Origin of the sequence: Kitasatospora sp. NBC_00240, from assembly GCF_026342405.1 — a bacterium.
Lineage (GTDB): Bacteria > Actinomycetota > Actinomycetes > Streptomycetales > Streptomycetaceae > Kitasatospora.
Genome location: NZ_JAPEMU010000001.1, coordinates 2,851,949 through 2,874,395, shown reverse-complemented (window position 1 = coordinate 2,874,395; position 22,447 = coordinate 2,851,949). Strand labels below are relative to the sequence as shown.

The following is a 22,447-nucleotide window of genomic DNA, read 5'->3' as shown; positions in this document are numbered from 1 at the left end:
GCCCGGGGCGGACACCAACCACCGCACGCGACGGACCACTTCGCACGACGAACCACCTCGCGTGACGGACCACTTCGCACGACAGCGCACGAGCGCCCGGGCTGGCACGGTCGGCGGGGCCGCAGAACCGGGAAGGGCCGACCATGCCAGACGCGGACACCACCATGACGCAGGCCGAGCGGAACGCTCCCCAGGAGCTGACCGCGGCTCAGGCGGGCGTCCTCGCCGCGCAACGGATCGACCCCGACAACCCGGCGTACAACGTCGGCCAGTACGTCGAGATCGACGGCCCGTTCGACCCGGAGCTGCTGGAGGCGGCGCTGCGCCGCACCCTGGCCGAGGCCGAGGGGCTGCACGTACGGCTCGCCGAGCAGGACGGGCGGACGGTGCAGGTCCCCACCGGCTTCGACCCGGACGGCTGGCAGCTGCCCCGCCTCGACACCCGGGGCGCGGCCGACCCGGTCGCCGCCGCCACCGAGCTGGTCCGCGGCCAGCTGGCCGTCCCGACCGTCCTGGACGGCGACGCGGCGGGCCCGCTCACCGGCGCGCTGCTGGTCCGCACCGGCGAGCGCAGTCACCTCTGGTTCCAGTGGTTCCACCACCTGGTGATCGACGGCTACGGCGTCGCGCTGTTCGGCCGCCGGGTGGCCGAGGTCTACTCCGCCCTCGCCGCCGGCGCCGAGCCGCCCGCGAGCCCGCTGCGCCCGGTCTCCGTGCTGGTCGAGGCCGAGCGTGCCTACCTGGCCTCCGAGCGGGCCGCCGCCGACCGCGCCCACTGGCGGGAGCGCTTCGCCGACCGCCCGGCCGTGGTCGGCCTCACCGAGCGGACCGCGCAGGCCGGCCCCACCGGGCTGCGCCACCGCGTCGAGCTGACCGCCGCCGACTCCGCCGCGGTGCTCGCCGCCGCCCGCCTCGCCCGGGCGACCTGGGGCGAGGCCGCCACCGCCGGCCTGGCCGCCTACCTGCACCGGATGACCGGCACCGGCGACGCCGTGCTCGGCATGCACTTCATGGCCCGGCACGCCCCCGGCACCCTGCGGGTCCCCGGAATGGCCGTGAACATCCTGCCGGTGCGGGTCCCGGTGACCGGCGCCGACACCTTCGACGGCCTGCTGCGCCGGGCCGTCGGCGAGCTCAAAGCCACCCGCCGCCACCAGCTGCACCGCGGCGAGGAGATCCGCCGTGAGCTGGGCCTGGTCGGCAGCGACGACCGGCTGCACGGCCCGCTGCTCAACCTCAAGCCCTTCGACCTCGACCTGGACTTCGCCGGCAGCCCCGGCCGCACCGTCAACCTGGCGTCCGGCCCGGTCGAGGACTTCTCCCTCTCCGTCACCAAGACCCCGGACGACCGGCTGGTGCTGGAGTTCGACGCCAACCCGGCGCTGTACACCGAGGCCGAGCTGGCCGGGCACGCCGAGCGCTGCGCGGGCCTGCTGGCCCGCCTCGCCGCCCACCCCGAGCGGCCGCTGGCCGAACTCCAGCTGCTCGCCGACGCCGAACTCGACGCCGTGCTGCACGGCTGGAACGACACCGGCCGCGAGGTTCGCGAGGGCACCCTGGTCAGCCGGATCGCCGAGCGCGCCGCCGCCACCCCGGACGCCACCGCCGTGGTCGCCGACGGCCGTACCCTGACCTACCGCGGGCTCGCCGAGCGCTCCGACGCGCTGGCCCGCACCCTGCGCGCCGCCGGCGCCGGCCCGGACCGCGTGGTCGGCGTCGCCGTGCCGCGCTCCGCCGAGCTGATGATCGCCCTGCTGGGCGTCCTCAAGTCCGGCGCCGCCTACCTCCCGCTGGACGCCGACTACCCGGTCGACCGCCTCGCCCAGATGGTCGAGGACGCCGCGCCCGTCCGCGTGGTCACCGTGCCCGAGCTGCTGGAGCGGCTGCCCGAGGCGGCCCGCGCGGTCGCCGTCGCCGTCGACGACCGCGCCCACCCCGCCGCCGCACCGGGCACCGAACCGCCCGCCGTCGAGCCCGACCACGCCGCATACGTCATCTACACCTCCGGCTCCACCGGTCGCCCCAAGGGCGTGGTCGTCACCCACCGCGCCATCGTCAACCGGCTGGCCTGGATGCAGCACGCCTACCGGCTCCGCGCCGACGACCGGGTGCTGCAGAAGACCCCGGCCAGCTTCGACGTCTCGGTCTGGGAGTTCTTCTGGGCCCTGTGCGAGGGCGCCACCGTCGTCCTGGCCCGCCCCGAGGGCCACAAGGACCCGGCCTACCTCGGCGCCCTGATCGCCGAGGAGCGCGTCACCACCCTGCACTTCGTGCCCTCGATGCTGCGCGCCTTCCTGGAGGAGGGCTCCGTCGCCGAGCGCTGCGCCGGCCTGCGCCGGGCCTTCTGCTCCGGCGAGGCCCTGCCCGGCGATGTCGTCGACCGCTGGTACGCCACCCTGCCGGCGGTACCGCTGCACAACCTCTACGGGCCCACCGAGGCCGCCGTGGACGTCACCCACCACCGCACCGAGCCCGCCGCCGGCGTGGTGCCGATCGGCCGCCCGGTCTGGAACACCCGGCTGTACGTGCTGGACGCCGCGCTGCGCCCCGTGCCCGTCGGCGTGCCCGGTGAGCTCTATCTCGCCGGCGTGCAGCTGGCGCGCGGCTACCTCGGTCGCCCCGGTCTGACCGCCGGGCGCTTCGTCGCCGACCCGTTCGCGACCGACGGCTCCCGGCTGTACCGCACCGGCGACCTGGTCCGGTGGGCCGCCGACGGCACCGTCGAGTACCTCGGCCGCACCGACGACCAGGTCAAGGTCCGCGGCTTCCGGATCGAACTCGGCGAGATCGAGGCCGCGCTGGAGACCCTGCCGGAGGTCCTCCAGGCGGCCGTGACCGCCCGTGAGCTCACCCCGGGCGGCGCCCGTCAGCTGGTCGGCCACGTCGTCCCCGCGCCCGCCGACCCGGAGGCGCTGCGCACCGCGCTGGCCCGCACCCTGCCCGATCACATGGTGCCCGCCGTGCTGGTCGGCCTGGACGCCCTGCCGCTCAGCCTCAACGGCAAGCTCGACCGCAAGGCGCTGCCCGCCCCGACCCCGGCCGGTGACGGCGGCCGCGCCCCCCGCACCGAGGCGGAGCGGGTGCTCGCCGACCTGGTCGCCGAGGTGCTCGGCCTGCCCGAGGTCGGCGTCGACGACAACTTCTTCTCCCTCGGCGGCGACAGCATCTCCGCCATCCAGCTGGGCAGCCGCGCCCGCCGGGCCGGGTTCGAGATCACCCCCCGGGTGGTCTTCGAGCGGCGCACCGTCGCCCGGATCGCCGCCGTCGCCGAGGGCCGGCGCTCCGCCGCCCGGCCCGCCGCGCCCGCGGTGTCGGCCGTCGGCGCCCTGCCCGCCACCCCGATCAGCGCCTGGCTGCGGTCGCGCGGCGGCCCGGTCGCCCGGTTCAGCCAGCACACCGTCCTCACCGTGCCCGCCGGCCTCGACCAGGCCCGGCTGACCGCCGCCCTGGACACCCTGACCGACCACCACGACGCCCTGCGGCTGCGGCTGCACGTCGCCGCGGACGGCGGCTGGACCCAGGAGGTCCGCCCGGCCGGCAGCGCGCCCGCCGCCGCCCGGCTGCGCCGGATCGCCGTCGCCGCCGGGCAGCTGCACACCGTCGCCGCCGAGCAGCGCGAGGCCGCCGCCGACCGGCTCGACCCCGAGCAGGGCGTCGTCCTGCAGGCCGTCCACCTGGACGCCGGACCGGACACCCCGGGCCTGCTCGTGCTCGCCGCGCACCACCTCGCCGTCGACGGCGTCTCCTGGCGCATCCTGCTGCCCGACCTGCGGGCCGCCTACGAGGGCCGCGCTCCCGACCCGGTCACCACCCCGCTGCGGGCCTGGGCGCTGGGCCTCGCGGAGGCCGCCGTCAGCGACGCCGTCCGCGCCGAACTCCCCCTCTGGCAGGCCGTGCTGGCCGACGGCGCCGGCCCGCTGCTGGGCGACCGCCCGCTCGACCCGGCCCGGGACACCGCCGCGACCACCCGCCGGCTGCGGCTGACCCTGCCCGCCGGCCGCACCGCGCCGCTGCTCGGCGCCGTCCCCGCCGCCCACCGCGCCGGTGTCGACCACGTCCTGCTGACCGGCCTGGCGCTCGCCCTGGTCGGCCGCCGCCGCGCCCGCTCGGGCGCCGGCGCCCGGGCCGACCTGCTGCTGCGCCTGGAGGGTCACGGCCGCGAGGACCAGCTGATGCCCGGCGCCGACACCACCCGCACCGCCGGCTGGCTGACCAGCGAGTTCCCGGCCCGGCTCGACCTCTCCGGGGTCGACCTGGCCGACGCGCTGGCCGGCGGGCCCGCCGCCGGCCGCGCCCTCGCACTGGTCAAGGAGCAGCTCCGGGCGCTGCCGAACGCCGGCGCCGGCTACGGTCTGCTGCGCCACCTGGACCCGGTGTCCGGGCCCGTGCTCGCCGACGCCGACGCCCCCCAGCTGCTCTTCAACTACCTCGGCCGTTTCACCACCACCGGCGCCGACTGGACCGCCGCCCACGAGGCCGGTGACGCCATCGCCGCCGGGGCCGACGACGCCCTGCCCGCCGCCCACGCGCTGGAGGTCGGCGCCTTTGTCCACGACGGCCCGGACGGCGCCGAACTGACCGTCAACCTGTCCTGGCCGCAGGGCGTGTTCGGCGAGGACGCCGTCCGCGCCGTCGCCGACCGCTGGTTCGACGCCCTCGACGCGCTGGCCCGTTACGCCGCCGCCCCCGGCGCCGGCGGCCTCACCCCCTCGGACGTGCCGCTGGCCGCCGTCACCCAGCCAGAGCTGGACCGCCTGGCCGCCGAGCACCCCGGCACCGGGGACGTGCTGCCGCTCTCCCCGCTCCAGGACGGCCTGCTGTTCCACGCCCTGTACCAGCGCGAGGACGGCGCCGACGACCTCTACACCTCGCTCACCTCGCTCGACCTGCGCGGCCCGCTGGAGCGCGCCGCGCTGGCCGGGGCCGTCGACGCGGTGGTCAACCGGCACACCGCGCTGCGCGCCGGTTTCGTCAGCGCCGGGCTCCGGCGGCCGCTCCAGCTGGTCGCCGACCGGGTCACGGTGCCGTGGACGGAGCACGACCTGACCGCCGTGCCGGCCGCCGGCCGGGCCGCCGAGATCGCCCGGATCGAGGACGACGAGGCGTCCCGGCGCTTCGACCTGACCCGGCCGCCGCTGGTGCGCTGCGCGCTGGTCACCCTCGGCGCCGAGCACCACCGGCTGGTGCTGACCCGCCACCACATCGTGATGGACGGCTGGTCCACGCCCGTCCTGCTGCGCGAGCTGATCGCCGCGTACGGGGCCGGCGGAGCCGCCGTGCTGCCCGCCGCCGCGCTGCCCCCTGCCGTGCTGCCCGCCGCCGCGCTGCCCCCCGCCGCACCGTACGCCGACCACCTGGCCTGGCTGGCCGGGCGGGACGGCGCGGCCGACGCCGCCGCCTGGCGGCAGGCGCTGGCCGGCCTGGAGGGGCCCACCCTGCTCGCCGACAGCCTCGGCACGCCCGCCGCGGGGCCGGCCGCCGCCGGCCGCGAACTCGACCTGCCGATCCCGGCCGAGCTGGCCGCCGCGCTCACCGCCACCGCCCGCGAGCTGGGCCTCACCCTCAACACCCTGGTGCAGGGCGCCTGGGCGATCCTGCTGGGCCGCCTCACCGGCCGCACCGACGTGGTGTTCGGCGCCACCGTCTCCGGCCGCCCGGGCGACCTGCCGGGCGTGGAGTCGATGGTCGGCCTGTTCAGCAACACCGTCCCGGTCCGCTTCGAGCCCTCCGACGACGAGCCGGTCGCCGAGGCGCTGGCCCGCCTCCAGGCCCAGCAGTCCGCCCTGCTCGACCACCAGTACCTGGGCCTCGCCGACATCCAGGCCCTGGCCGGGCACGGCACCCTCTTCGACACCCTGCTGGTCTTCGAGAACTACCCGGTGGACCCGGACCAGTTGACCGCGCGAGGCCTGCGGGTCGCCGGCGTCGGCAACCGGGGCGCCACCCACTACCCGCTGACCGTCCTCACCCTGCCCGGCGAGGCCCCGCAGCTGACCGTCGAGTACCGCCCCGACGTGTTCACCGCCGAGCAGGCCGCCGCCGTCGGCACCCGCCTGCTGCGGCTGCTCACCGCCGTCGCCACCGACCCCGCCACCCCGGTCGGCGCCCTGGAGGTGCTCTCCGCCGAGGAGCGCGCCACCGTGCTCCGGACCTGGAACGACACCGCCCGCCCGGTGCCCGCCGGCACCGTGGTCGACGCCTTCGCGGCCCGCGTGGCCGCCACCCCGGGCGACACCGCCGTGGTCTTCGGCGAGCAGCGGCTCGACTACGCCGAGCTGGCCGCCCGGGTCGACCGGACGGCCCGCCACCTCGCCGCCCTCGGCGCCGGCCCCGGCCGGACCGTCGCACTGGCGCTGCCGCGCTCCGCCGACCTGGTCGCCGCCCTGCTGGGCGTCCTCGCGTCGGGCGCCGCCTACCTGCCGATCGACCTCGACCACCCGGACGAGCGGATCGCGCTGATGCTGGAGGACTCCGACCCGCTGCTCACCCTGAGCACGGCCGAGGTGGCCGGGCGCCACCCGGTGCTCGCCGGGCACGGCCTGGGCGTGGTCACCCTCGCCGAGCTGGGCTCGCTCGACGCCGAGCCGGTCCGCCCGCACGCCGACGACCTGGCGTACGTCATCCACACCTCCGGCTCCACCGGCCGCCCCAAGGGCGTCCAGGTGCCGCACCGGGGCCTGGCCAACATGCTGGAGCACCACGGCGGCACCGTCTTCGCCCGGGCCGAGGCGGCCGCCGGCGGGCGCCGGCTGCGCGCCGCGCACACCGCCTCCTTCTCCTTCGACTCCTCCTGGGAGCAGCTGCTCTGGCTGATCCTCGGCCACGAGCTGCACATCTACGGCGAGGACCTGCGCCGTGACCCGCAGGCCCTGGTGGCCCGGCTGCTCGCGGACCGGATCGACACCCTGGACGTCACGCCGTCGTTCGGCCAGCAGCTCGTCGAGTGGGGCCTGCTGGACTCCGCCGAGCACCGCCCGCTGCTCTTCCTGGTCGGCGGCGAGGCCGTCGGCGAGGCGCTGTGGACCCGCATCCGGGAGACCGAGGGCGTGCTCGGGCACAACTTCTACGGCCCCACCGAGTACACCGTCGACACCCTGGGCGCCGACCTGGACGAGAGCCCGGCCCCGTTCGTCGGCCGGCCGATCGGCAACACCCGGGTGTACGTGCTGGACGCCCGGCTGCGGCCCGTCCCGGCCGGTGTGCCCGGTGAGCTGTACATCGCCGGCCCGGGCCTGGCCCGCGGTTACGGCAACCGGCCCGCGCTCACCGCGAGCCGCTTCGTCGCCGACCCGTTCGCCGGCGACGGCATGGGCGGCGGGGGGAGGATGTACCGCACCGGCGACCTGGTGCGCCACCGCGCCGACGGCAGCCTGGACTACCTCGGCCGCGACGACGACCAGGTGAAGATCCGCGGCTTCCGGGTCGAGCCCGGCGAGGTGGAGGCGGCGCTCGCCGCCCTGCCCGGCGTCGCCCGGGCCGCCGTACTGGCCCGCCCGGCCACCACCGGCGTCAAGCGGCTGATCGGCTGGGTCGTCCCCGCGCCCGGCGCCGTCGTGGACCCGGCGCTGCTGCGCAAGGCACTCGCCGACGCGCTGCCCGAGTACATGGTCCCGGCCGCGATCGTGCCGCTGGACGCGCTGCCGCTGAACGTCAACGGCAAGCTCGACCGGCAGGCGCTGCCCGAGCCGGAGGCCGCCGCCTTCGCCGCCCCCGCCGGGCGCGCCCCGCGCGACGAGCGGGAGGCCGTGCTCTGCGGCGTCTACGCCGACGTGCTGGGCCTGCCTCTGGTCGGCGTCGACGACGACTTCTTCGCGCTCGGTGGGCACTCGCTGCTCGCCACCCGGGTGATCGGCCGGGTCCGCGCGGCGCTGGGGGTCGACGCGGCCGTCCGCGACCTCTTCGAGACCCGCACCCCCGCCGCCTTCGCGGCCCGGCTCGCCGGCGCCGCGGCCCGCCGCCCCGGCCCCACCGCCCGCCCACGCCCCGAGCTGGTGCCGCTGTCCGCCGCGCAGGCCCGCCTCTGGTTCCTGTACCGGCTGGAGGGTCCGAGCACCGCGTACACCATCCCGTGCGCGCTGCGGATCGACGGCGCGCTCGACCAGGACGCGCTGCGCGCCGCCTTCGGCGACGTACTGGCCCGGCACGAGGCGCTGCGCACGGTCTTCCCCGACCACGAGGGCCGCCCCCACCAGCGGATCCTCGACCCGGAGCGGGCCGGCGTGCCGTTCACCGTCGAGGAGGTGACCGTCCAGCGGCTGGACACCGCGGCCGCCGCCGCCGGCGCCCACGCCTTCGAGCTGGCCGAGGAGATCCCCGTCCGGGCGACCCTGCTGACGGCCGGTCCGACCCGGCACATCCTCAGCCTGGCGCTGCACCACATCGCCGGCGACGAGTGGTCGGAGGGCGTGCTGCTGCGCGACCTCGACCACGCCTACGCCGCCCGGCTGGCCGGCGCCGCGCCGGTGTTCGCCCCGCTGCCGCTGCAGTACGCCGACCACGCGCTGTGGCAGGGCGAGCTGCTCGCCGAGCAGGACGGCCCGGCCGCCGGCCAGAGCGCGTACTGGACGCGGCGACTGGCCGCGCTGCCCGCCGAGCTGACCCTGCCCACCGACCGGGCCCGGCCCGCGGAGGCGAGCGGCCGCGGCGGCCAGGTGCGGCTGCGGCTGCCGGACGAGCTGCACCAGGAGCTGCGCGGCTACGCGCAGCGCACCGGCGCCACCCCGTTCATGGTGACCCAGGCCGCGGCCGCGCTGCTGCTCGGCGGGCTGGCCGGCACCACCGACGTGGCGCTGGGCACCCCGGTCGCGGGCCGCGCCGACGAGGTGCTGGAGTCGGTGGTCGGCTTCTTCGTCAACACCCTGGTGCTGCGGCACGACCTGGCCGCCGAAGGGAACGCCGGCGAAGGGAACGCCGGCGACCTGAGCTCCGGCGACCTGAGCTTCGACGACCTGGTCGCCCGATCCCGGGAGACCGTCCTCGGCGCCCTCGCCCACCAGGACCTGCCGTTCGACCGGCTGGTCGAGATCGTCAACCCGGAGCGCTCGCTCGGCCGCCACCCGCTGTTCCAGGTGATGGTCCAGCACCGCCGGGAGGCCGGCGGCCTGGACGGCCTGCTCGGCGCCCGCACCGCGCTGCTCCCCGACCCGGTGCACGCGGCCCGCTTCGACCTGGCCCTCACCTTCGTGGAGTCCGCCGACGGCGGCCGCACCGACCTCACCGTCATCTACGCCGAGGACCTGTACGAGCGCGCCACCGCGCGGCTGTTCGGCGCCCGCCTGGTGCGGGTCCTGGAGCAGGCGCTGGCCGCCCCGGACCGCCCGGTCGGGCGGATCGAGCTGACGGCCGCCCAGGAGCGGCGGGGCCTGGCGGGCGAGTGGAACGCCACCGCGCTGGAGGTCCGCGAGGGCACCCTGCTCACCCGGATCGAGGAGCGCACCGCCGCCACCCCCGACGCCGTCGCGGTGGTCTTCGAGGGCGCCGAGCTGACCTACCGCGAGCTGGACGAGTGGGCCGGCCGCCTCGCCCGGGTGCTGGCCGCCGCCGGCGCCGCGCCGGACCGCCTGGTCGCCGTCGCGGTGCCCCGCTCGGCGGAGCTGACGGTGGCGCTGCTCGCCGTCCTCAAGTCCGGCGCCGGGTACCTGCCGCTGGACACCGAGTACCCGGCGGAGCGGCTGACGGCCATGCTGGAGGACGCCGCCCCGGTGTGCGTGCTGAGCACCGCCGAGGCGGCCGACGGTCTGCCCCGGGTGCCCGGGGTGCCGGTCCTCACCGTGGACGCCGACGGCCCGCAGGCCGAGCCGGCCGCCCCCGGCCCCGACCACGCCGCGTACGTCATCTTCACCTCGGGCTCCACCGGCCGCCCCAAGGGCGTCCTGGTCACCCACCGGGCGATCGTCAACCGGCTCGACTGGATGCGCGAGGTCTACGGCATCACCGCGCAGGACCGCGTCCTGCAGAAGACCCCGGCCAGCTTCGACGTCTCGGTCTGGGAGTTCTTCCTGCCGCTGGTGACCGGCGCCGCGGTGGTGCTGGCCCGCCCCGGCGGGCACCGCGAGCCCGAGTACCTGGCCGCGCTCGCCGACCGGGGCTCCGTCACCACCTGCCACTTCGTGCCGTCCATGCTCACCGCCTTCACCGGCGCGGCCGAGCAGGACGACGCGATCCGCCGGGCCTTCGCCGGGGTGCGCCGGGTGTTCTGCTCCGGCGAGGCGCTGCCCGCCGCCGCCGTGGACCGGTTCGCCGCGCTGTGGCCGCAGATCGAGCTGCACAACCTGTACGGGCCGACCGAGGCCGCGGTCGACGTCACCTACCACCGCGCGTGGGCCGGATCCGGCGTGGTGCCGATCGGCCGCCCGGTCTGGAACACCCGGCTGTACGTGCTGGACGCCCGGCTGCGGCAGGTGCCCGTCGGCGTGCCCGGCGAGCTGTACCTGGCCGGCGTCCAGCTGGCCCGCGGCTACCTCGGCCGCCCCGGACTGACCGCCGGACGCTTCGTCGCGGACCCTTTCGCGACCGACGGCACGGGGGCACCCCCGGCCGAAGGCGGGGGGAGGCTGTACCGCACCGGCGACCTGGTGCGCCGCCGGGTCGACGGCGAGATCGAGTACCTCGGCCGCACCGACGACCAGGTGAAGGTCCGCGGGTTCCGGATCGAGCTCGGCGAGGTGGAGTCGGCGCTCGCCGCCGTGCCCGGCGTCGGCCAGGCCGCCGCGCTGGCCCGCGCGCTGACCGAGGGCGGCGCCCGCCAGCTGCTCGGCTACGTCGTCCCGCAGGCCGGTGCCTCGGTCGGCGGCGAGGCCGTGCGCGCCGCGGTGGCCGCGGTGCTGCCCGAGCACATGGTGCCCGCCGTGGTCACCGTCCTGGACGCGCTGCCGCTGAGCGTCAACGGCAAGCTCGACCGCAAGGCGCTGCCGGCCCCCGGCCGCCGGGCCGAGCCGGCCGCAGGACCGGCCGGGCACTCCGCGGGCCGCGCGCTGGCCAGGGTCTTCGCCGAGGTGCTCGGGCTGCCCGAGGTCGGCGAGGAGGAGAACTTCTTCGCCCTGGGCGGCGACAGCATCGTCTCCATCCAGCTGGTCGGCCGGGCCCGCAGGGCGGGCTTCGACGTGGCGGCGAAGGACATCTTCCAGTACCCCACGCCGGCCGCGCTGGCCGCCGCCAAGGGCGCGCCCTCCCCGGCCGCCGCCGCCCCGGCGGTCGGCACCGCCGCCGCGCCCGTCCCGGTGGACGGCGAACTGCCCGCGCTGCCGGTGGTGCACTGGCTGCGCGAGCGCGGCGGGCCGGTCGACCGGTTCAACCAGTCCGTGCTGGTGACCGTCCCCGGCGACCTGCGCGAGCAGCCGCTGCGCGAGGCGCTGGCCGCGCTGGCCCGCAACCACCCGGCACTGCGGCTGCGGCTGGAGCGCACCGACGGCCTGTGGACCCAGGAGATCCTGCCCGCCCGCCGGGCGCCCGCCGTCACCGACCCGGCCACCCTGCGCCGGGTCGACACCGCCGGAGCCGACCTCACCGCCCTGCTCACCCGGGAGGCCGACGCGGCCGCCGCCGCGCTGGACCCGGCGAGCGGCCGGGTGCTGCGCGCCGTCTGGTTCGACGCCGGCCCCGGGCAGGACGGCCGGCTGCTGCTGACCGTCCACCACCTCGCGGTGGACGGCGTCTCCTGGCGGACCCTGCTGCCCGGCCTCGCCACCGCGTACTCCGCGCTGGCCCGGGGCGCCCGCCCGGTGCTCGAACCGGAGGCGCACACCCTGCGCGCCTGGTCCGAGCGGCTGCTGGCGCACGCCCAGGAGCGCTCCCGGGTCGCTGAGACGGCCTACTGGCGGGCCGCCCTGGCAGGCCCGGCCGGGCCGCTCGCCGCCCTGGCCGCCGACCCGGCCCGGGACACCGTCGCCACCGTCCGCACGCTGCGCCGCACCCTGCCCGCCGACCGGACGGCGCCGCTGCTGGCGGACGTCCCGAAGGCCTTCGGCGCCGGCGTCGACGACGTACTGCTGGCCGCCCTCGCCCTCGGCGTCGCCACCGCCCGCCCGGGCGCCGCGCCCGCCGTCCAGGTCGACCTGGAGGGCCACGGCCGCGGCGGCGCCGACACCGGCGGCCTCACCCCCGACCTCGCCCGCACGGTGGGCTGGTTCACCACCGTGCACCCCGTCCGGCTCGACCTCGCGGGCCTCGACCCGGCGGCCGCGCTGGCCGGCGGCGAGGCCGCCGGCCAGGTGCTCAAGCAGGTCAAGGAGCAGCTGCGGGCCGCCCCCGACCGGGGCCTCGGCCACGGCCTGCTGCGGCACCTCAACCCGCAGACCGCGGCGGCGCTGGCCGGCGCGCCCCGCTCGCCGGTGCTCTTCAACTACCGGGGGCGCACCGACGGGCCGGCCGGCCCTCCGGGCGGCTGGCCGCTCGCCCCGCAGGCCGAGCGCGACGCCGTCGCGGCGGGCGCCGGCCCGGACCCGGCGATGGCCGCCGGCTACCCGTTGGAGATCGACGCGGTGGTCCGGGCCGGCGCCGACGGGCGGCCCGAGCTCGCCGTCGAGTGGAGCTGGCCGCAGGCGCTGCTCGCCGAGGCGGAGGTCGCGGTGCTCGCCGACGCCTGGTTCGCCGCGCTGGACGCGCTGGCCCGGCACACCGCGGGTGGGGACGCCGGCGGGGTCACCCCGTCCGACCTGAGCCTCGTCCGGCTGAAGCAGGCCCAGATCGACCGGCTGGAGTCCCGGCTGCGCGGGCGCCGCCGCCGATGACCGCCGCCGGACACCTCCCCGACCCGACCGACCACCTCCCCACCACCCCCAGGACCGAGAAGACCGTGATGAACGACTCCACCGCCCCGATCGACGACTCCCAGCCCGAGGGTCCGGCCGCGTCGGCCCTGGAGGACGTCTACCCGCTCTCCTCGCTCCAGGAGGGGCTGCTCTTCCACGCCCTGTACGACCAGGAGGCCCGCGACGTCTACGTCGTCCAGTCGCACCTGGACCTGGCCGGCCCGATCGAGACGGCCCGGCTGGCCGCCGCCGTGGACGCGCTGCTCGCCCGGCACGCCAACCTGCGGGCCGGCTTCTGGTACGAGGACCCGGAGGCGGTCGTCCAGTTCGTCCAGCGCACGGTGGAGACCCCGCTGCGCGAGGTCGACCTGACCGCGTCGACCGGCCCGGCCCAGGACACGGCGGTCGCCGCCGCCATGGACGAGGACCGGCACCACCGCTTCGACCTGGACACCCCGCCGCTGCTGCGCCTCGCCCTGCTGCGGCTGGACGCCGAACGCTCCCGGCTCGTCGTCACCTGCCACCACCTGCTGCTGGACGGCTGGTCGATGCCGATCGTCGTCCGCGAGCTGCTGGCGCTGTACGGCTCCGCGGGCGACCCGTCGGTGCTGCCCGCCGTCCGCCCGTACAAGGACCACCTGGCGCTGCTCGCCACCCGCGACACCGCCGCCGCCGAGGCCGCCTGGAGCGCCGCCCTGGCCGGCTTCGAGGAGGCCCACCCGGTGGCGCCCGGCGCGGCCGCCGCCACCGCCGTGGAGCCCGGCCTGATCACCCGCTTCGCCGACGCGGAGCTGTCGGCCGCGATCGCCGCGGCCGCCCGCGGGCGCGGCCTGACCCTCGGCAACGTCGCCAACACCCTCTGGGGCGTCCTGGTCGGCTCGCTCACCGGCACCTCCGACGTGGTCTTCGGCACCACCGTCTCGGGCCGCCCGGACGACCTGCCGGGCGCCGACTCGATGGTCGGCCTGTTCATCAACACCGTGCCGGTCCGGGTGCGGCTGCGGCCCGGCGCCACCCTGGCCGGCGCCGCCGCCGACGTGCAGCGCGAGCAGGCCGAGCTGCTCGCCCACCAGCACCTGGGCCTGGGCGCGATCCAGCGCCGCAGCGAGGTCGGCGGCAGCCTCTTCGACACCCTGCTGGTGGTGGAGAACTACCAGGGCGGGGGCGACGCGCTGCGCGACGCCCTGGCCGGCGCCGGCGGCCCGGAGGTCACCGGTCTCGGCGCCCGCGACGCCACCCACTACCCGCTCGGCCTGACCGTGCTGCCCGGCGCCGAGCTGCGGGTCGAGCTGGAGTACCGCCCCGACCTGTTCGAGCCGGCCGAGGCCGAGCGGCTGACCGACCGTTTCCTGGCCCTGCTCACCGCCTTCGCCGCCGACCCGGACACCCCGCTGGCCCGCCTGGACCTGCTGGGCGCGGCCGAGCGCGCCGCCCTCGCGGCCACCGTCGCCGGCCCGGCCGGGCCCGTCCCCGCGGGCACCGTGCACGACCTGTTCGCCGCCTCCGCCGCCCGCACCCCCGACGCCGTCGCGCTGGTCGCCCCCGACCTGGCCGGCGGGAGCACCGAGCTGACCTTCGCCGCTCTGGCGGACGCCGTCGACCGGCTGGCCCGCCTGCTGCTCTGCCGCGGCCTGGGCGCCGAGCGGGTCGCCGCCCTGGCACTGCCGCGCTCCGCCGAGTCGGTGACCGCGATCTTCGCGGTGCTCGCCGCCGGCGGCGCCTACCTGCCGCTGGACCTCGACCACCCGGACGAGCGCCTCGCCATGCTGCTCGACGACGTCCGCCCGGCCGTCGTGCTGACCACCCGTGAGGTGGCCGGACGGCTGCCCGAGGTGCCCGGCGCCGTCACCCTGCTGCTGGACGACCCGGCGGTGGCGGCGGCGCTCGCCGCCCTGCCCGGCGGCCCGCTCACCGACACCGAGCGCGGCGGGCCCGTCCACCCCGGCCAGGCCGCCTACGTCATCCACACCTCCGGCTCCACCGGCCGCCCCAAGGGCGTGTTGATCCCGCACGCGGGCCTCGCCAACCTGGCGCACGACCACCTCGGCGGCACCTTCGCCGAGGCCGCCGCCGGCCGCCGGCTGCGCGCCGTCAGCGCCGCCTCGTTCGCCTTCGACTCCTCCTGGGACCAGCTCCTCTGGCTGGTCGGCGGCCACGAGCTGCACGTGCTCGGCGACAGCGAGCGCCGGGACGCCGAGGCCGTCGTGGCGCACGTCCGGGAGCACCGGATCGACGTCCTCGACCTCACCCCCACCTACGCCCGGCAGCTCCTGGACAGCGGCCTGCTGGACGGCGCGCACCGCCCGTCGCTGCTGCTGCTCGGCGGCGAGGCGCTGCCCGAGGGCCTGTGGACCAGGCTGCGTGCCGAGCCCGGTGTGACCGCCCTCAACTACTACGGCCCGACCGAGTTCACCGTCGACGCGCTGCTCGCCGACCTCGCCGACAGCCCCACGCCGAGCGTCGGCCGGCCGCTGCGCAACGGCCGCGCGTACGTCCTGGACTCCCTGCTGCGGCCCGTCCCGGCCGGCGGGCGCGGCGAGCTGCACCTGGCCGGCGACCAGCTGGCCCGCGGCTACCTGGGCCGCCCGGACCTGACCGCGGAGAGGTTCGTCGCGGACCCGTTCGGCGCCCCGGGCGAGCGGATGTACCGCACCGGGGACCAGGTGCGCCGCCGCGCCGACGGCACCCTGGACTACCTCGGCCGGATCGACGACCAGGTGAAGATCCGCGGCTACCGGATCGAGCTCGGCGAGATCGAGGCGGCGCTCGCCGACCTGCCCGGCGTCGCGCACAGCGCGGTGCTGGTCCGGTCCGGCGCCGTCAAGCGGGTGGTCGCCTACGTGGTGCCGGCCGCCGGGGCGCTGCTCGACACCGAGGCCCTGCACCAGGCCCTCGCGGCCCGCCTGCCCGAGTACATGGTGCCCTCGGCCTACGCCGTGCTCGACGCGCTGCCGCTGACCGTGAACGGCAAGCTGGACCGGGCCGCGCTGCCCGAGGACGCCTTCGACTTCGCCGGCGCGGCCACCGGCCGGGCCGCCGAGACCGAGACCGAGGAACTGCTCTGCGAGCTGTACGCGGAGGTCCTCGGCCTGCCCGCGACCGGCGCCGAGGACGACTTCTTCCGCCTCGGCGGCGACAGCATCTCCTCCATCCGGCTGATCGGCGCCGCCCGCGCCGAAGGCCTTCTCCTCAGCCCGCGCGACGTCTTCGAGCGCCGCACCCCCGCCGCCCTGGCCGCCCTCGCCGACCAGCGCGGCACCGTCGGGACGGTGCCCGAGCCCGCCGAACTGCCGGCCGCCACCGAGGCCGAGCTGGCCGTGGTGCGGGCCGCCGCCCCCAAGCTGGAGATCGAGGACCTCTGGCCGGTCTCGCCGCTCCAGCAGGGCCTGCTCTTCGAGGCCGGCTACGACGACCAGGCGCTGGACGTCTACACCTCGCGGGACGTGGTCACGCTGACCACCCGGGTGCCGGGCCCGGTGCTGCGCGCCGCCGTCGCCGCCGTCCTGGAGCGCCACCCCAACCTGCGGGTCGGCTTCCTCCAGGAGGGGCTGGAGCGCCCGGTGCAGTTCCTGCCGCGCGCCGTGGACGTGCCGCTGACCGAGATCGACCTCGGCGACCTGGCCCCGGCCGAGTTCGAGGCGGAGCTGGCCCGGCTGACCGAGCGGGAGGCCGCCACCCGGTTCGACCTGACCGCCCCGCCGCTGCTGCGCCTGGTCTCGGTGCTCGCCCCCGGCGGCGGGCAGCGGATCCTGATCACCAACCACGCCCTGCTCTGGGACGGCTGGTCCGCCGGCCTCTTCCTGCAGGAGCTGCTGACCCACTGCGCCGGGCAGCCGGCGCCCGCCCTCGGCCTGCCCTACCGGGACTTCCTCGGCTGGCTGGGCGCGCAGGACCAGGAGGAGGGACGGGCGGCCTGGCGAGAGGCGCTGGCCGGCCTGGACGAGCCCACCCTGCTCGCCCCGCAGGCCCGGGAGCGGGCCGCGTTGCTGCCGCAGGAGGTCACCGCCGGCATCTCGGCCGAGCTGACCGGGCGGATCGCCGCGTTCGCCCGCGAGCACGGCCTGACCCTGAACACCGTGCTGTCCGGCGCCTGGGGCCTGCTGCTGGCCGGGCTGACGGCCCGCGAGGACGTGGTGTTCGGCGCCACCGTCTCCGGCCGGCCGGCCGAGCTGGCCGGGATCGACGCCACCATCGGCATGTTTCTCAACACCGTGCCGGTCCGGGCCCGGCTGGACGGCGCCGAGAGCGTCGCCGCCTTCCTCGCCCGGCTGCAGGGCGAGCAGACGGAGCTGCTGGCGCACCACCAGGTCAGCCTGGGCGAGATCCAGCGCGGCACCGGCTTCGGCCGGCTCTTCGACACCTTGCAGGTGCTCCGCAACACCCCGGCCGACCAAGGCGTGCGGGACCGGATCCGGGAGAGCCTGGGCGTCCAGCAGGTGGTGGACGTGGACGCCACGCACTTCCCACTGATCTTCATCACCAACCCCGGCGAGGCGCTCTCCTTCGAGTGGAAGTTCCGCCCGGACGTCTTCGAGCGGGCCACCGTCGAGGAGCACGCCGAACGGCTGGTGGCCCTGCTCGGCCAGCTGGTCGACCGCCCGGGCCTGCTGGTCCGCGAACTCGACGTGCTGACGGTGCGTGAGCGTGGTTTGGTGCTGGGGGAGTGGGCGGCGACGTCGCGGGGGTTGCCGGAGGCTTCGGTGGCGGATCTGCTGGCGGAGCGTGCGGTGTCGGTGCCGGGGGAGACGGCGTTGGTGTTCGGTGCGGCTTCGTGGACGTACGCGGAGTTGGACGAGCGGGTGAACCGGTTGGCGCGGTTGTTCGTGGCGCGGGGTGCGGGGCCGGAGAAGGTGGTGGCGCTGGGGTTGCCGCGGTCGTTGGAGATGGTGGCGGCGTTGTTCGCGGTGCTGCGCTCGGGGGCGGCGTACCTGCCGTTGGAGTTGGACTACCCGGTGGAGCGGCTGGCGTTCATGGTGGAGGACACCGCCCCGGTCTGCCTGGTCACCGACTCCACCGCGGCCGCGCTGATGCCCGCGCACCCCGACACCCTGCTGCTCGACGCGGACTCCGTCCGGGCGGAGCTGGCGGAGCTGCCCGGCACCCCCTACCGGGCGGCCTGGTCACCGGACGCCCCGGCGTACGTGATCTTCACCTCGGGTTCGACGGGCCGGCCGAAGGGTGTGGTGACGCCGTACCGGGGTCTGACCAACATGCAGTTGAACCACCGGGAGGCGATCTTCGACCCGGTGGTGGCCTCGGCCGGTGGGCGGCGGCTGCGGATCGCGCACACCGTCTCCTTCTCCTTCGACATGTCGTGGGAGGAGCTGCTCTGGCTGGTCGAGGGCCACGAGGTGCATGTGCTGGACGAGGCGCTGCGCCGCGACGCCGAGGCGCTCTCCGCCTACTGCGCCGAGCTGGCGGTCGACGTCATCAACGTCACCCCGTCCTACGCCCAGGCGCTGGTGGAGTGCGGCCTGCTGGACGAGGGGCGGCACCGTCCGGTGCTGGTGCTGCTGGGTGGTGAGGCGGTGGCGGAGACGCTGTGGTCGAAGCTGCGGGACACCCCGGGGGTGATGGGCTACAACCTGTACGGGCCGACCGAGTACACCATCAACACGCTCGGCGGCGGGACGCTGGACTCGGTGACCGCGACGGTGGGCCGGCCGATCTGGAACACCCGGGCCCACGTCCTGGACGCTCACCTGCGCCCCGTACCCGTGGGGGTCGCCGGTGAGCTGTACGTCTCGGGCGTGGGTCTGGCGCGGGGTTATCTGAACCGGCCTGGTCTGACGGCGGAGCGGTTCGTGGCGGACCCGTTCGGCGAGCCCGGGGGGAGGATGTACCGGACCGGCGACGTGGTGCGGTGGCGTCAGGACGGTCTGCTGGACTTCCTGGGCCGGGTGGACGACCAGGTGAAGATCCGCGGTTACCGGGTCGAGCCCGGTGAGATCGAGGACGCCGTGGCCCTGCACCCCGAGGTGGCCCGGGCCGCCGTCGTGGTCCGCGAGGACACCCCCGGCGTCAAGCGCCTCGTCGCCTATCTCGTGCCCGCCGGCCCCGGCGTCGACGTGGCCGGCGTGCGCAGCGACCTCGCCCAGCGCCTGCCCGAGTACATGGTGCCGTCGGCGTTCGTGGTCCTCCCCGAACTGCCGCTCACCGTCAACGGCAAGCTCGACCGCAAGGCCCTGCCCGCCCCCGACGCCGCCGCCGCCGGCCGCGCGCCGCGCGACGCCCGCGAGGAGATCCTCTGCGGCGCCTTCGCCGAGGTGCTCGGCCTCGCCGAGGTCGGCCCGGAGGACCACTTCTTCGACCTGGGCGGCCACTCGCTGCTCGCCACCCGCCTGGTCGGCCGGATCCGCACCCTGCTGGGCAGCCGGCTGACCGTCCGCGACCTGTTCGAGGCGCCCACCCCGGCCGGCCTGGCCCACCGGGCCGCCGCCGAGGGCGAGCCGCGCCCCGCGCTCGGCCGCCGCGAGCGCCCGGCCGACCTGCCGCTGTCGCACGCGCAGCGCCGGATGTGGTTCCTGCAGAACCTGGACGACTCGGGCGCCACCTACAACGTGCCGCTGGTCGTCCGGGTCACCGGGGAGCTGGACCTGGCCGCCCTGCGCGCCGCCGTCCGCGCGGTGACCGAGCGCCACGAGAGCCTGCGTACCGTCTTCACCGAGCGCGACGGCGCCGTCTTCCAGCAGATCCTGGACGTCCCCGGGGCCGCCGACACCGTCCACCTGGTCGCGTCCGGCGAGCACCGCCTCGCGGCCGACGTCCAGGAGGCGGTCCGGCACGGCTTCGACCTCTCCGCCGAGGCGCCGCTGCGCGTCACCGTGCTCGAGATCGCCCCGCGGGACCACGCGCTCGTCCTGCTCTTCCACCACATCGCCGGCGACGAGTGGTCGATGCTCCCCTTCATCGACGACCTCACCACCGCGTACACCGCGCACGCGGCCGGCGCGGCGCCCGCGTGGACGCCGCTGCCCGTCCAGTACGCCGACTACACGCTCTGGCAGCAGGAGCTGCTGGGCGCCGCCGACGACGCGGACAGCCTGCACGCCCGCCAGGTCCGGTACTGGCGGGAGGCGCTGGCCGGGCTGCCGGAGGAGCTGCCGCTGCCGATCGACCACCCGCGCGTCCCGGTGGCCGGCCACCGCGGCGACACCGTGCACGCCCAGGTGCCGCCGGCGGTCTACCGCGGCCTGCGGGAGGCCGCCCGGGCCACCGGCAGCACCACCTTCATGGTGCTGCAGGCCGCGGTGGCGACCCTGCTGCACCGGCTCGGCGCGGGCACCGACATCGCCCTCGGCGCACCGGTGGCCGGCCGCTCGGACGCCGCCCTGGACGGCCTGGTCGGCTTCTTCGTCAACACCCTGGTGCTGCGCAACGACCTGTCCGGCGACCCGACCTTCGCCGAGCTGCTGACCCGCACCCGGGACGCCGACCTGGCCGCCTTCGCCCACCAGGACCTGCCGTTCGACCGGCTGGTGGAGGCCGTCAACCCGCCGCGGGTGCCCGGCCGGCACCCGCTGTTCCAGGTGATGCTCGGCTACCAGCACAACGACGGTCAGGCCGGCCGGCTGCTCGGTCTGGAGAGCCGGATCCTGCCCTTCGAGCTGGGCGCGGCGAAGTTCGAACTCGACTTCAACTTCGAGGAGACCCCCTCGACGGAGGAGATCGACATCGCCTTCGAGTACGCCGCCGACCTGTACGACCGCTCCACCGCCGAGGCCCTGGTCGAGCGCCTGCTGGCGGTCCTGGAGCAGGTCGCCGCCGACCCGCGCCGCCGCATCGGCACCCTGGACGTGCTGACGGTGCGTGAGCGTGGTTTGGTGCTGGGGGAGTGGGCGGCGACGTCGCGGGAGTTGCCGGAGGCTTCGGTGGCGGATCTGCTGGCGGAGCGTGCGGTGTCGGTGCCGGGGGAGACGGCGTTGGTGTTCGGTGCGGCTTCGTGGACGTACGCGGAGTTGGACGAGCGGGTGAACCGGTTGGCGCGGTTGTTCGTGGCGCGGGGTGCGGGGCCGGAGAAGGTGGTGGCGCTGGGGTTGCCGCGGTCCTTGGAGATGGTGGCGGCGTTGTTCGCGGTGCTGCGCTCGGGGGCGGCGTACCTGCCGTTGGAGTTGGACTACCCGGTGGAGCGGCTGGCGTTCATGGTGGAGGACACCGCCCCGGTCTGCCTGGTCACCGACTCCACCGCCGAGGCCCGGATGCCCGACGCCCCGGGCGTGGCCCGGCTGCTGCTGGACTCGCCGGAGGTGGCGGCCGAACTCGCCACCCTGCCCGCGACCCCGCTCGGCCTCACCGTCGACCTGGACGCCCCGGCGTACGTGATCTTCACCTCGGGTTCGACGGGCCGGCCGAAGGGTGTGGTGACGCCGTACCGGGGTCTGACCAACATGCAGTTGAACCATCGGGAGGCGATCTTCGACCCGGTGGTGGCCTCGGCGGGCGGGCGGCGGCTGCGGATCGCGCACACCGTCTCCTTCTCCTTCGACATGTCGTGGGAGGAGCTGCTCTGGCTGGTCGAGGGCCACGAGGTGCATGTGATGGACGAGGCGCTGCGCCGCGACGCCGAGGCGCTCTCCGCCTACTGCGCCGAACACGCCATCGACGTCATCAACGTGACGCCCTCCTACGCCCAGGCACTGGTCGACCGGGGGCTGCTGGACGAGGGGCGGCACCGTCCGGTGCTGGTGCTGCTGGGTGGTGAGGCGGTGGCGGAGACGCTGTGGTCGAAGCTGCGGGACACCCCGGGGGTGATGGGCTACAACCTGTACGGGCCGACCGAGTACACCATCAACACGCTCGGCGGCGGGACGCTGGACTCGGTGACCGCGACGGTGGGCCGGCCGATCTGGAACACCCGGGCCCACGTGCTGGACGCTCACCTGCGTCCGGTGCCGGTGGGGGTGGCGGGTGAGTTGTACGTCTCGGGTGTGGGTCTGGCGCGGGGGTACCTCAACCGGCCTGGTCTGACGGCGGAGCGGTTCGTGGCGGACCCGTTCGGCGAGCCCGGGGGGAGGATGTACCGGACCGGCGACGTGGTGCGGTGGCGTCAGGACGGTCTGCTGGACTTCCTGGGCCGGGTGGACGACCAGGTGAAGATCCGCGGTTACCGGGTCGAGCCCGGTGAGATCGAGGACGCCGTGGCCCTGCACCCCGAGGTGGCCCGGGCCGCCGTCGTGGTCCGCGAGGACACCCCCGGCGTCAAGCGCCTCGTCGCCTACCTGGTGTCAGGTGAGGGTACCCTTATCGAGGTCGCCTCGGTCCGGCGTATGCTGGCCGGGCGCCTACCCGACTACATGGTGCCGTCGGCGTTCGTGGTCCTGCCCGAACTGCCGCTCACCGTCAACGGCAAGCTCGACCGCAAGGCCCTGCCCGCCCCCGACGCCGCCGACTTCACGGCGTCAGGACCGCTGCGCGGCCCGCGGTACCCGAGCGAGAAGGCGGTGCACTCCGCGTTCGCCGAGGTGCTGGGCCTGCCCGCGCTCGGGATCGACGAGAACTTCTTCGAGCTCGGCGGGCACTCGCTGCTCGCGATGTCGCTGCTGCAGCACCTGCGGGCCGCGTTCGCGGGCGAACTGTGCCTGGCCGACCTGCTGGCCCGGCCCACCGTCGCCGCGCTCGCCGAGTTCCTGGTCGACCGTACGGTCCAGACCGCCCTCGGCGAGTCGGCCGACGAGGTGGCGCCCTGCTCCGACTGACCG

The 22,447-nt window shown here is 76.4% G+C and carries 2 protein-coding genes; both read left to right on the top strand.

The annotated features are described in order from the left end of the window. Positions 1–143 precede the first annotated feature (143 nt). The gene (locus OG689_RS12175) at positions 144–12,728 is read left to right on the top strand and encodes a non-ribosomal peptide synthetase (protein WP_266320083.1); all 12,585 of its coding nucleotides are present in this window, start codon (positions 144–146) and stop codon (positions 12,726–12,728) included. Then, the gene (locus tag OG689_RS12170; protein ID WP_266320081.1) at positions 12,725–22,444 is read left to right on the top strand and encodes a non-ribosomal peptide synthetase; all 9,720 of its coding nucleotides are present in this window, start codon (positions 12,725–12,727) and stop codon (positions 22,442–22,444) included. Before OG689_RS12175 ends, OG689_RS12170 begins: the two co-directional genes overlap by 4 nt. Positions 22,445–22,447: the final 3 nt, after the last annotated feature.